The following is an 11,192-nucleotide window of genomic DNA, read 5'->3' as shown; positions in this document are numbered from 1 at the left end:
CGGGGCCGGCTCGGATACGTGCCACGTACGATGCGTGCATGCCTACCGACGACCACGGCTCGAACGACGGCTTCTCGGCCATCGTCGGCCGGTTCGACTATCCGATGTTCATCGTCACCACCAGGGCAGTGAACGAACGCAGCGGATGTCTGGTCGGCTTCGCCACACAGGTCGCGATCGATCCGCCGAGATTTCTGGTGGCGCTGTCCGACAAGAACCGGACGTTCCGGGTAGCGGGTGCCGCCGAACATCTTGCGGTACACATACTCGACCGGTCGCAGCTGGCACTGGCCGACCTGTTCGGTTCACGAAGCGGCGACGACACCGACAAATTCGCACAATGCAACTGGAGCGACGGACCACACGGGCTACCGATCCTCGACGACGCGGCCGCGTGGTTCACCGGCGCCATCGTGGGGAGAGTCGACCTCGGAGACCACGTCGGATTCTTGCTCGCCCCGGATCGCGGCGAACTCCGCTCGGATCTGAGCGACCCGGTGATGTTCGACGACGTGCGGCACTTGGATCCCGGGCACGGCGCGTGACGTGACGGTACCGCCGCCGCCGTGGTCTGATCGACGGTATGCGACGACTCGACGACCCCACAGTGCCCGGCCAAGTCCTCGACGGCTCCGATCTGCACGAGTTGTACGCCTATCCGCCCGACCTCGCCGAGCCGTGGGTTCGTATGAACTTCGTGTCCTCTCTCGACGGCGCGGTCGCTGTCGACGGCCGTTCCGGCGGGCTCGGAACACCGGCGGACAAGGTCGTGTTCGGGCTGCTCCGCGAACTCGCCGACGTGATCCTTGTCGGTGCAGGTACCGCGCGCACCGAAAACTACGGCGGTGCACGGACGAGCGCTTCCCTTCGGGAGCGTCGCACCGCCGCGGGTTTGTCGGAAGTGCCGCCGATTGCAGTGGTCACTGCATCGGGCAATCTCGATCCGGGGATGCGGTTGTTCACCGACACCGTCGTACCACCGGTTGTGTTCACGAGCGGCGCGGTGCCGGAGGAGAAACGTCGCACACTCACCGACGCCGGCGCTGACGTCCGTGTCATCGCGGACGGTGATATCGGCGGTGAGGCCCTCGTCGCCGCCGTGGCCCGAGCAGGGTGGAACCGGGTCCTGTGTGAGGGAGGCCCCCGGCTTTTCGGTCGTATGATCGCCGACGGCGTCGTCGACGACCTGTGTCTGACCTGGGCGCCGCTGCTCGCTGCAGGGTCTGCGGACCGTATCGCTCACTCCCCCGCCTCCGCTGTCACCGAGATGCGGCGCACTCACCTGGTGTGCGACGACGACGGCACGATCCTCACTCGATGGGTCCGCGATGCGGCCACCGAGTAGCGAGTGACAACTTTTCGGTGGAAACCGGTCGAATGTGCTGGCTTCGGTGCTACGCCCGTTCTAGCGTTGCAGTTCGATCAGGTCTCGGCCTGTACCCACATTCGAGGAGGGCTGTGTGCGCACACTGACCTATTACGTCGCGACGACACTCGACGGATTCATCGCCGACCCCTCCGGCGGCACCGAATTCTTCCCCACCGAGGGCGATCACATGTTTCACCGGATCGAGGAGTATCCCGAGACACTGCCGGTGCACGTTCGCGACCAGCTCGAGGTCACGGCGCCCGGCAAGCACTTCGACGCGGTGGTCATGGGTCGTCGCACATGGGAGCCCTCGCTCAGCGTCGGCCTCACCAGCGCCTATCCGCATCTCCAGCAGTACGTCTTCTCGAAGACGCTACCGCAATCCCCCGACGACACCGTCACTCTGGTGGCGACCGACCCCCTCGAATACGTTCGCGACCTGAAGAAGCAGGACGGCAGGGGAATCTGGTTGTGCGGCGGCGGGACTCTCGCGGGTGAGCTGCTGCCGGAGATCGACGAGCTCGCTGTCGAGGTCACCCCGATCATCGCAGGAAACGGGATTCCGTTGTTCCGAACAGGTTTCGAGCCGCAGTTCTTCGAGCTGGCGGAAAGCCGCGTGTTCGACAGCGGCGTCGTCTTCAATCGCTTCACGACGAAGGGCTGAGGCCGGCCATGGCGAGTCGCGGGAACGACCCCGATGCCCACGATGACGATGTCGTCGAAGGGACGGATCTGTCCGATGCGCTGATCGACGAACTGGGCACACTCGCATCCGACCGCAATTTCACCATCGGATGCGCCGAATCTCTCACGGCGGGCACCCTGGCGGCACGACTCGGAGCAGCAAAGGGTAGTTCCGAATGGTTCCGCGGCGCGATCGTGGCCTACTCACGATCCGTCAAGCACGGATTGCTCGAAGTGCCCGAAGGGCCGGTGGTGTGCGAGTCGGCAGCGCGCGCGATGGCCCAGTCGACAGCCGGGCTGCTCGCCTCGGACATCGTCGTCGCCGTCACCGGCGCCGGCGGCCCCGACCCACAGGACGGGCGGCCGCCCGGCACCGTGTGTTTCGCGACGACCGGCCCGCGTGGAACACGCTCCGAAGAACAGCATTTCGAGGGAGACCCGGAAAGCGTGCTGGCACAGACGGTACGTCACGCTCTGCGGCTGCTGATCGACGAAGTATCTGCCTGACGCGGAAGGTCCGATTCGCACCGGCCCAGCGGCGCCGAAAACCACGTGCGCATATTGTTCCCGTGGCCTACCGTGCACGGTATGCGTGTCGTGTTCACGAAAGGCCCCGGGACGAGTTACGAGATCGCCGTACACCGTGAGACCGGGGCGACGCTCGCTCCCCGCAACGGCCCCGGCGGGCATCCCTATCTCCCCCACGACCTGCTGCATTTCCTCGTCGAAGTCGAGGCAGGCATTCCTCGCGGGGTGTTCGGGCAGCTCGCTGCCGGCGACAACGGCCTGTTCTGGCCCGCCGACCCCGCCGAACGAACCAAGGCAAATCGGCGCCGAAAGACGAAGGGAGACAACGCGCATTCCCGTTCGAAGGCCGACCTGATCCGCTCCGAGGAACTGGTGGGAATGACGCTACCCGTCTGGGAGTACCGACGCGGCCACGCGCGGGCACTACCACCGCCTATGACGGCAGACGCAGTTCCCCCGCTGGTCGAGCGCATCGTCGGCCGATTCGACGACTACGCCGATCGCTGGCACGCCATGGAGGTGGGCGGGACTCTCACGGTGACGTGGTGAAGTCGTATCAGAATGCAGCTGGTGAGACGTCGAGCGTCGTACGGTCGAGGCCGGCGAGCAGATCGAACTGCGGTCCGGTCTTCGGGAGCTCGAAACGATAGAAGTACCTCGCTGCCGCACGTTTTCCGTCGAAGAAGTCGCCCTCACGGCCGGCTACAGCCAGCATCTGTTCGAGCCACATCCATGCGACCACCACGTGCCCCACCGCTTCGAGATACACCGTCGAATTCGCCAGCGCCAGTGCAGGATCCCCGGAAGACCACAGCGTTGCCGTCGTGGTGCCGACACGCTCGGCCGCGGCGCGCAACAGCTGCGCGTACTCGGCCGCGTCGCCGCCGGCTGCGAGCGCCTTCTTCACGGTGGCGTCGATCGTCGAACCGAGCAGCGCCAGTCCGGCCCCGCCCTGCATGACGACCTTGCGCCCCAGCAGATCCATCCCCTGAATGCCGTGCGTGCCCTCGTGGATGGGGTTGAGCCGGTTGTCGCGATAATACTGCTCGACGTCGAATTCGCGGGTGTAGCCGTAACCGCCGAGAACCTGGATCGCCAGACTGTTGGCTTCGAGGCACCACTGTGACGGCCAGGACTTCGCAATCGGGGTGAGCACGTCGAGGAGCAGCCCTGCTTCGGCACGTGCTTCGTCGTTCGTGGCGGTATTCTGTTCGTCGACAAGCTTCGAACAGTACAGTCCCAGGGCAAGAGCACCTTCGACGTACGATTTCTGCGCGAGTAGCATCCGCCGGATGTCGGCATGCTCGATGAGCGGAACCTGCGGTGATGCAGGGTCTTTCGCCCCGAGCGGCCTCCCCTGTGTGCGGGTGCGCGCGTAGTCCAGCGACTGCAGGTAGCCCGCGTAGCCCAGCGAGGTCGCCAAGAAGCCGACACCGATACGCGCCTCGTTCATCATGTGGAACATGTACTGCAGGCCCTTGTGCGGTTCGCCGAGGAGATAGCCGACGGCCCCTGCCTGCCCACCCGGCGCGAAGGCACCTTCGCCGAGATTGAGCAACGCGTTGGTGGTGCCACGGTTGCCCATCTTGTGGTTGAGGCCCACCAGCGCAATATCGTTGCGGTCACCCAGCGTGCCGTCGTCGTTCACCAGGAATTTCGGGACGATGAACAGCGAGATTCCCTTGACCCCGGCGGGGCCGCCGGAGATCTTTGCGAGCACCAGGTGGACGATGTTCTCGGTCAGCTCGTGGTCTCCGCCGGAGATCCACATCTTGGTCCCGGTGACCCGGTAGGTGCCGTCATCCACTGGAACGGCCTTGGTCGTGATGTCTGCCAGCGACGATCCCGCTTGCGGTTCGGACAGACACATCGTGCCGAAGAACCGGCCCTCGAGCAGCGCCGGGACGAACCTCTCGATCTGCTCCCTGCTGCCGTGAGTGACGAGAAGACTCGCATTGGCGGCGGTGAGGAACGGGTACGACGAGGTTCCGGCATTGGCGGCCTGGAACCACGCCATCGATGCGCGCAACAACGTCATCGGCAGCTGCATTCCACCGAGCGACTCGTCGAATCCTCCGGCGATCAGCCCGGCTTTGGCGAACAGATCCAGCGCCGCCTTGACCTCGGGAATGATCTCGACGCGTCCGTCCTCGCCGATCCGCGGCTCCTGGGCGTCGGCCTTCTTGTTGTGTGTGGCGAAATGCTTGGTCGCGAGATCGGCACTCAGATCGAGCACAGCGTCGAACGTCTCGCGTGAGTGCTCGGCGAAACGCTCCCGCGACGTCAGTGATTCGACGTCGAGCCAGTCGTAGAGCAGGAAGTCGAGGTCACGACGGGACAAGACAGGAGCGGGCACGGACAATCCTTTCGGAGGATCTTTCGCGGGGGACACTGTGCCCACAAGTAGACCAACGAGCATGCATGATGTCCAGTAAAAGCAGTGTCCCTCAGAGACGGGAAGCGGGCCTGATGAGCAGCGAGATCATTGTCGAGCACGAGTCGGCCGTCGATGCACCGAATACGGTTGTGTGGGCCCGGGTCACGAGCGTCGAGGGGATCAACGACGAGCTCGCACCGGTACTCGCAATGCGCATGCCCCAGTGGGCGCACACACTCTCCGAGGACACGGTCCCCATCGGACGCCCACTCGCCCGAGTCCCACTACTTCTGTTCGGCGTGCTGCCGGTGGACTACGACCACCTGTCCATCGCCGCCCTCGAACCCGGACGCCGGTTCCACGAGAAGTCCACGATGCTCCTCATGCGTCGCTGGGAACACGAACGCACTCTGGATCAGCTCGCGACGAACCGCACCTGGGTCCATGATCGGCTCACATTCGAGTTGCGCGTGCCGCTGTCGCGGATTCCGGGCGCGGGCACACTCGCGCGCCGCATCGTCGCTGCCCTGTTCGCGCACAGGCACAGACGGCTGGCCGCGTTCTTCGATTCGCCGTACAACGGCCGGCCGTCGTAGAAACGGAGCAACGGACAGATACAACCTCCGCAAAGTCCTGTATCTACCCGTTGTCGTTGTAACTACCGCCTTTCCAAGAGGATTCAGTCTCGGCGACGTGCGGTGATGGCGCCGTGCGGCCGGTGACCGCTCACCGTTCGCATGTGCGTCTCGATCACGTCGAAGCCGGCAGCATCAAGTTCCGCGCCGAGCTCGTCCACGGGCCATCGATAGGCAGTGGCGACGGCGTGGTCGAACGGCTCGACGGCCGGTCCTTCGAAGAAACCCACCAGCAATCCTCCACCGGGCCGGATCACACGCGCGAACTCGGTGAGGGGAATCGCGATGTCCGCCGGATCGTGATGGATCAGCGAATACCACGCCAGTACACCTCCCAATGATGCTGTCGTGGCGTCCAATTGTTCGAATCGGCCGAGATCGAAGGTGAGCTCCGGATACCGGTCGCGAGCTCGTGCGAGGAACTCGGGCACCAGATCGATTCCGCTCACGTCCAATCCGCACTCGGCCAGAAAGTCCGTCCACTGCCCCGGACCACACCCGGCATCGAGTACAGCACCCGTGAGCGCGGCGGCCCAACTGCCCACCAGCGCACGGTCGGATGGGTGCGTCGAGGTCATGGTGCCGAACAGATCCACGTATTCCTGCGATCTCGCCGAGTAGGCCTCACGGACCGAACTCGACTTCCGGACAGTGTGAGCAACCCCGCCGTGTGCGCTCTCCATACCGTCGATGATCACCTATCGCGCCCAGCCGGGTGTACCGACCCCACCCCTAGGGTGGGTTCGGTGAACGCCACCGAGGGCGCACTCTTGTATCAGCCACCACGCCCCCGCCCCAGGAGAATCGAATGTCGAAGCACCACAAAGTTTTCGCCGCCACCATCATGATCGCCGCAGCTGTGCTGGGCGGGGCCGCCACCGCCTCGGCGGAACCGAAGGTCGATCCGGTCGGGGGCCCCGGAAAGGGCTGCCCGATCGTGCACGAGGACGACAACGGCAACGTCGTCAAGGTCGAGTACGCCTCACCCGGTACCCGGAATGGTGCGCTCGTGTGCGGCAACGACGGCGAGTGGAGTTTCGGCAGGACCGTCGGCAACTCCGGAGCCATCCGGGGCAGTATCACCGACAACGGACTTGCCACTGCGGGCTACTGATCGGAGGCGCCCGAAACTTCGCAGGCCGCGCATCACCATGGATGCGCGGCCTGCGAACGTGATCGGAATCAGCGCACTGCGCTGATCAGTTGGTGCCCATCAGGTCGATGACGAACACCAAGGTCTTGCCGGAAAGCTGATGCCCCGACCCTGCCGGACCGTAAGCAAGCTCCGGCGGCACCGTCAGCTTGCGACGGCCGCCGACCTTCATGCCGGGAATGCCGTGCTGCCAGCCCGGGATCAGACGAGCGAGCGGGAACGCCACCGACTGACCGCGGCTCCACGACGAGTCGAACTCTTCCCCGGTGTCGAACTCGACACCCTTGTAGTGCACGTCGACGGTGGCGCCGGGCTGGGCCTCCGCGCCGTCGCCGATCTCGATATCCTCGACGACCAGCTCGGTCGGGGCCGGGCCTTCGGGCTTCTCGATCACGGGAGGCTCCGGCGGCACCTGCACGGCGAGCAGGTCGATGATGAACACCAAGGTCTTGCCGGAAAGCTGATGCCCCGACCCCGCCGGACCGTAAGCAAGCTCCGGCGGAATCGTCAGCTGACGACGGCCGCCGACCTTCATACCGGGGATGCCTTCCTGCCAGCCTGCGATCAGACCTGCAAGCGGGAAGCGGATCGATTCACCACGGCTCCACGACGAGTCGAACTCTTCGCCCGTGTCGTACTCGACACCCACGTAGTGGACGTCGACGATTGCGCCCGCAACGGCCTCTGCCCCGTCGCCGACGGTGATGTCCTTGACCACCAGCTCAGTGGGGGCGGGCCCCTCCTGGAATTCGATTTCCGGTTTGGTCATAGGTCCAGCTCCCTCGTCGAACAGTCGATCGTCGAACTCATCGTCGGTGACACGTCAGCGTGCGCTGAGTCCCTTGTAGTCGCGCTCGGTGTACCCGGTGTAGATCTGACGCGGACGGCCGATCTTCAGGGTCGGATCCGAGTGCATCTCGCGCCAGTGCGCAATCCAGCCCGGCAGACGACCCAGCGCGAACAGCACGGTGAACATGCGGTCCGGGAAGCCCATCGCCCGGTAGATCAGGCCCGTGTAGAAGTCCACGTTCGGGTACAGCTTGCGCTCGATGAAGTAATCATCGGTCAGCGCGGCTTCCTCGAGCTTCATCGCGATCTCGAGCAGTTCGTCGCCGGCGCCGAGCTTGTTGAGGATCTTGTCCGCGGTCTTCTTCACGATCGCAGCACGCGGATCGTAGTTGCGGTAGACGCGGTGCCCGAAGCCCATGAGCTTCACACCGTCTTCCTTGTTCTTGACCTTGCGGACGAACTCCGTGACGTCGCCGCCGGACTTCTGGATCTCGTCGAGCATCTCCAGCACGGCCTGGTTGGCACCACCGTGCAGCGGACCCCAGAGGGCATTGATGCCACCGGAGATCGACGTGAACAGGTTCGCATCCGAGGAACCGACCAGACGCACCGTCGACGTCGAGCAGTTCTGCTCGTGGTCGGCGTGCAGGATCAGCAGCATCTCGAGAGCCTGCGCGACCTCGGGGTCGATCTGGTACGGCTCGGCCGGGAACCCGAACGTCATCCGCATGAAGTTCTCGACCAGCGACAGTGAGTTGTCGGGGTAGAGGAACGGCTGACCGACCGACTTCTTGTAGGCGTAGGCCGCGATCGTCGGCAGCTTGGCCATCAGACGGATGGTGGAGAGCTCGACCTGCTCGGGATCGTCGGGGTCGAGGGCGTCCTGGTAGTACGCGGACAGCGCGTTCACAGCGCTGGAGACGACGGGCATCGGGTGCGCGTTGCGCGGGAAACCGTCGAAGAAGCGCTTGAGATCCTCGTGCAGCAGCGTGTGCCGGCGGATCTGATCGGTGAAGACGTCGAGCTGCTCGGTGGTCGGCAGCTCCCCGTAGATCAGCAGATAGCTGACCTCGATGAACGTCGACTTCTCCGCGAGCTGCTCGATGGGGTATCCGCGGTAGCGCAGGATTCCCTTCTCGCCGTCGATGTATGTGATCGCCGACTTCGTGGAGGCGGTGTTGACGAATCCGGGATCGAGGGTGGTGTACCCCGTGTCCGCAAGGAGCTTGCCGAGCTCGATGCCGTCATTGCCTTCCGTCGCCTTGGCGATAGCCATTGTGTGCTCGCCACCGGGGTAGCTGAGGGTGGGCTGTGTGTCATTCTCAGCGGGCACGAAGGATCCCTCTCAAGCTCAGACCTACCAGAAACTTCCGAACATTCACGTAGAACCTAACGGTTCCGTGGCTGCAGCGCGGAGGCAGGGTCGGTCGAAAGTCCCCGAACGGTGTGTCGCACGTACCGCCGAAGGGAGCCCGACAGCACCTTCCGAATCTCCGACGGGACGTCGATGCACGCCGCTCACCAGCATCGATCGTACGCGACGTGCGGCAGAACTCAGCCTTGGGAGTCGTACGCCCGCAGACCCCATCGCCCGCTCCACCGTTCCCCGGACTGCAGGACGAGCAGATCGATGCCGAGATTGAAGGCATCGGGCGGGCACGTCATCGGGGCAAGGGCGAGCGCGCGCGTTCCGGCATCCTCGATCGTCGTCGCATGGAGCCATCCGAATCCCCGGCCGGTCCAGAGTTCGGCACCCCGGCCGTCCGGCCCACACAGTCGATGCCGGGCGTTACCGTCCAGATCCTCGTCGAGGGCGCTGAAGGGAACATCGAGGTGCACGTCCCCCAGCAACCTCGCCCGGGTGAAGTCGTATTCGGTGTCCGCGACGGACTGCGAGTATGCATCGGGCAGACCTCGCGCGCGGTCGAGAGGCATCCTCGTCCCAGCAGCCAACTGCAGCGTGCACTCGTCGAGCGGGGTGTCACCGGCCCGCAGGTAGGGACACACCCCCAACCCGAACGGCGAATGGTATCCGCCGACGTTCGTCGCCGTGTGAGTGACGGTGAGGCCGTGCGGACCCACTTCGTGCGCGACCGTCAACCGCAATTGGTACGGCCAGCCCTTGTGCAGCCCGACCTCCAACGTGTGCTGGATCCTCGAGTCGGTGAGAGCCGTCACCTCCCATCGCCGATGCCAGGCGAGACCGTTGACGGCAGTACCCCGCTCCGGATCGGTGAGGGCGAGCTGATGCTCGATTCCGTCGAAATAGAAGTGCCCGTCGCGGATGCCGCCGGGCCACGGAGCAAGCACAGCCCCGACGTAGTCCTGTGGGGGTTCGTAGCCTGGCGGGGTCTCGACCAGCCGGTAGGCCCCCGCCGAGCCTCGAGCAGCCGAGCCTCGAGCAGCCGATTCTCGCGTGTCCGAGCTGACGTCGTAGTCGAGTGCGAGCAGCGCAGCACCGGTACCGGACACCTCGGCCCGGTATCCGCCGCCCCGGATGGAGTGATGGATCGGCTCGGACATGATCAACAGTCTGCCCGGCGGACACCGTCTTCACTGCGGATTCGGCCTGCCGATTCGGGGCTTCACGGCAGGAGTACCAACCGTCAGGGCACAGCTCTCATCGCCGAGACGAGTGCCGCCGTCGTGTCCACGATCGGAGCGTTCTCGAACGGAGCGTCGCGGTCGCCGGTAGTGGTGTCCGAGAGAATCACCAGCACCAACGGCTCCCCCTCCGGCGACCAGACCACCCCGGCGTCGTTCAGCGTGGCGAAGTATCCTCCTCCCGATTTGTCTGCGGCGACCCAGCCCGAGGGGAGACCTGCACGCATCCTCGTATCGGATGTGATGCTCGCATGCATCCATCCCGTGAGGATTCGTCGGCGCGCCGGGTCCAGCGCCGAGCCGAGAAGCAGCTCCCGGTATCCGCGCCCCAATCCGGCCGCAGTCGTCGTGTCGCGCTCGTCGCCGCGCGCGGCGTCGTTCAGCTCGGGTTCCCACCGGTCGAGGCGTGTCGTATCGTCCCCGACCGAGCGTGCGAACGCGGTCACCGCGTCCGGGCCGCCCAGCCGCCTCAGCAGCAGATTGCCTGCCGTGTTGTCGCTGCGGGTCAGTGCGGCCTCGCACAGTTGTGCGTAGGTCATCATTCGGCCCTGGTTCTCGGAAGTGACCGGTGAGTTGACGACGATGTCACCCGGTTCGACAGCGACGGCGTCGTCGAGCCGCAGCCGCCCTTGGGATTCGAGTTGCAGGATGCCTGCGGCGGCGTACGGCTTGAACGTCGAACACATCGCGAACCGTTCGTCGCCGCGATACGTGTAGGTCCGGCCGCTCCCCGGTGAATGTGCGGCCACTCCAAGACGCACCGCATGCATCTTCTCGATCTCGTCGAGGCGCTCGTCGAGTTCCGCCAGGTGGAGCCTCGTTTCGAGTGGCGCACCGTCCGATGGACGATCCGGAACGGACGCGGCAGTCGGTGCGCCACATGCTGAAACGACGGGGATCGACACCGCCACGAGCGCGGAGTTGAGAAACCATCTGCGGGACAATGTTGTTCGCTGCTCAGTCATGCCATCACCACAGCACTCGAGCAATCCGGACCGCCAATATCCGCATGGGTCAGCGACGGGTCGCAAAAAGTATCGCCGCCGGTAGGCG

The 11,192-nt window shown here is 65.0% G+C and carries 13 protein-coding genes and 1 pseudogene; 7 read left to right on the top strand and 7 right to left on the bottom strand.

Annotation, left to right across the window (positions count from 1 at the left end; all coding sequences use genetic code 11):
* Nucleotides 1-38 precede the first annotated feature (38 nt).
* The 5 genes from ACSYG9_RS15025 (at nucleotide 39) to ACSYG9_RS15005 (ending at nucleotide 3,130) form a co-directional block, all read left to right on the top strand.
* Nucleotides 39-545, top strand: a complete 507-nt coding sequence (locus tag ACSYG9_RS15025) for a flavin reductase (protein ID WP_440123405.1) — start codon at nucleotides 39-41, stop codon at nucleotides 543-545.
* A 38-nt stretch (nucleotides 546-583) separates the two neighbouring features.
* Nucleotides 584-1,345 carry a pyrimidine reductase family protein gene (locus ACSYG9_RS15020; protein WP_454838906.1) on the top strand — a complete coding sequence of 254 codons (762 nt, stop codon included), beginning with the start codon at nucleotides 584-586 and terminating at the stop codon, nucleotides 1,343-1,345.
* Nucleotides 1,346-1,460: 115 nt separating this feature from the next.
* Nucleotides 1,461-2,033: a dihydrofolate reductase family protein gene (locus ACSYG9_RS15015; RefSeq protein WP_440123403.1), complete on the top strand. Its 573-nt coding sequence runs from the start codon at nucleotides 1,461-1,463 to the stop codon at nucleotides 2,031-2,033.
* Nucleotides 2,034-2,041: 8 nt separating this feature from the next.
* A complete protein-coding gene (locus tag ACSYG9_RS15010) occupies nucleotides 2,042-2,560 on the top strand; it encodes a CinA family protein (protein ID WP_454838905.1) in 519 nt (172 codons plus the stop codon).
* Nucleotides 2,561-2,641: 81 nt separating this feature from the next.
* Entirely contained in the window at nucleotides 2,642-3,130 is a 489-nt protein-coding gene (locus tag ACSYG9_RS15005; protein WP_454838904.1) for a hypothetical protein, read from the top strand.
* 7 nt (nucleotides 3,131-3,137) lie between these two features.
* Here ACSYG9_RS15005 and ACSYG9_RS15000 read toward each other — a convergent pair whose 3' ends face one another.
* The gene (locus tag ACSYG9_RS15000) at nucleotides 3,138-4,937 is read right to left on the bottom strand and encodes an acyl-CoA dehydrogenase (protein WP_454838903.1); all 1,800 of its coding nucleotides are present in this window, start codon (nucleotides 4,935-4,937) and stop codon (nucleotides 3,138-3,140) included.
* 113 nt (nucleotides 4,938-5,050) lie between these two features.
* Between ACSYG9_RS15000 and ACSYG9_RS14995 the strand changes: the two genes are divergently transcribed.
* Nucleotides 5,051-5,554, top strand: coding sequence for a hypothetical protein (locus ACSYG9_RS14995; protein WP_454838901.1), 504 nt, complete (start codon nucleotides 5,051-5,053; stop codon nucleotides 5,552-5,554).
* A gap of 83 nt (nucleotides 5,555-5,637) precedes the next feature.
* On the opposite strand, the gene ACSYG9_RS14990 is transcribed toward ACSYG9_RS14995, so the two are convergent.
* The gene (locus ACSYG9_RS14990) at nucleotides 5,638-6,276 is read right to left on the bottom strand and encodes a methyltransferase domain-containing protein (protein ID WP_440123398.1); all 639 of its coding nucleotides are present in this window, start codon (nucleotides 6,274-6,276) and stop codon (nucleotides 5,638-5,640) included.
* Between the two features lie 125 nt (nucleotides 6,277-6,401).
* Here ACSYG9_RS14990 and ACSYG9_RS14985 point away from each other — a divergent pair, with 125 nt between their 5' ends.
* Nucleotides 6,402-6,707: a hypothetical protein gene (locus ACSYG9_RS14985; RefSeq protein WP_440123397.1), complete on the top strand. Its 306-nt coding sequence runs from the start codon at nucleotides 6,402-6,404 to the stop codon at nucleotides 6,705-6,707.
* Between the two features lie 85 nt (nucleotides 6,708-6,792).
* On the opposite strand, the gene ACSYG9_RS14980 is transcribed toward ACSYG9_RS14985, so the two are convergent.
* The 5 genes and pseudogenes from ACSYG9_RS14980 to bla form a co-directional block, all read right to left on the bottom strand.
* Nucleotides 6,793-7,158 carry an FKBP-type peptidyl-prolyl cis-trans isomerase gene (locus ACSYG9_RS14980; RefSeq protein WP_440127671.1) on the bottom strand — a complete coding sequence of 122 codons (366 nt, stop codon included), beginning with the start codon at nucleotides 7,156-7,158 and terminating at the stop codon, nucleotides 6,793-6,795.
* 6 nt (nucleotides 7,159-7,164) lie between these two features.
* Nucleotides 7,165-7,515: pseudogene (locus tag ACSYG9_RS14975) on the bottom strand (FKBP-type peptidyl-prolyl cis-trans isomerase); the annotation flags it as partial.
* A gap of 54 nt (nucleotides 7,516-7,569) precedes the next feature.
* Complete coding sequence (locus ACSYG9_RS14970) at nucleotides 7,570-8,868, bottom strand: citrate synthase (protein WP_440123396.1); 1,299 nt, start codon at nucleotides 8,866-8,868, stop codon at nucleotides 7,570-7,572.
* 221 nt (nucleotides 8,869-9,089) lie between these two features.
* Nucleotides 9,090-10,058 carry an aldose epimerase family protein gene (locus ACSYG9_RS14965; protein WP_454838898.1) on the bottom strand — a complete coding sequence of 323 codons (969 nt, stop codon included), beginning with the start codon at nucleotides 10,056-10,058 and terminating at the stop codon, nucleotides 9,090-9,092.
* An 83-nt stretch (nucleotides 10,059-10,141) separates the two neighbouring features.
* Nucleotides 10,142-11,104, bottom strand: a complete 963-nt coding sequence (gene bla / locus ACSYG9_RS14960; protein WP_454838897.1) for a class A beta-lactamase — start codon at nucleotides 11,102-11,104, stop codon at nucleotides 10,142-10,144.
* Nucleotides 11,105-11,192 lie beyond the last annotated feature (88 nt).

This window comes from Rhodococcus sp. SJ-2, assembly GCF_053750035.1.
This window is presented reverse-complemented; position numbering and strand designations above follow the sequence as displayed.

Excerpts from the sequence above, each read along its gene's own strand:
- ACSYG9_RS14965 (WP_454838898.1), bottom strand. The coding sequence starts at position 10,058 with ATGTCCGAGCCGATCCATCACTCCATCCGGGGCGGCGGATACCGGGCC.
- ACSYG9_RS14990 (WP_440123398.1), bottom strand. The coding sequence starts at position 6,276 with ATGGAGAGCGCACACGGCGGGGTTGCTCACACTGTCCGGAAGTCGAGT.
- ACSYG9_RS15020 (WP_454838906.1), top strand. The coding sequence starts at position 584 with ATGCGACGACTCGACGACCCCACAGTGCCCGGCCAAGTCCTCGACGGC.
- bla (WP_454838897.1), bottom strand. The coding sequence starts at position 11,104 with ATGACTGAGCAGCGAACAACATTGTCCCGCAGATGGTTTCTCAACTCC.
- ACSYG9_RS15005 (WP_454838904.1), top strand. The coding sequence starts at position 2,642 with ATGCGTGTCGTGTTCACGAAAGGCCCCGGGACGAGTTACGAGATCGCC.
- ACSYG9_RS14985 (WP_440123397.1), top strand. The coding sequence starts at position 6,402 with ATGTCGAAGCACCACAAAGTTTTCGCCGCCACCATCATGATCGCCGCA.
- ACSYG9_RS15025 (WP_440123405.1), top strand. The coding sequence starts at position 39 with ATGCCTACCGACGACCACGGCTCGAACGACGGCTTCTCGGCCATCGTC.
- ACSYG9_RS14995 (WP_454838901.1), top strand. The coding sequence starts at position 5,051 with ATGAGCAGCGAGATCATTGTCGAGCACGAGTCGGCCGTCGATGCACCG.
- ACSYG9_RS15010 (WP_454838905.1), top strand. The coding sequence starts at position 2,042 with ATGGCGAGTCGCGGGAACGACCCCGATGCCCACGATGACGATGTCGTC.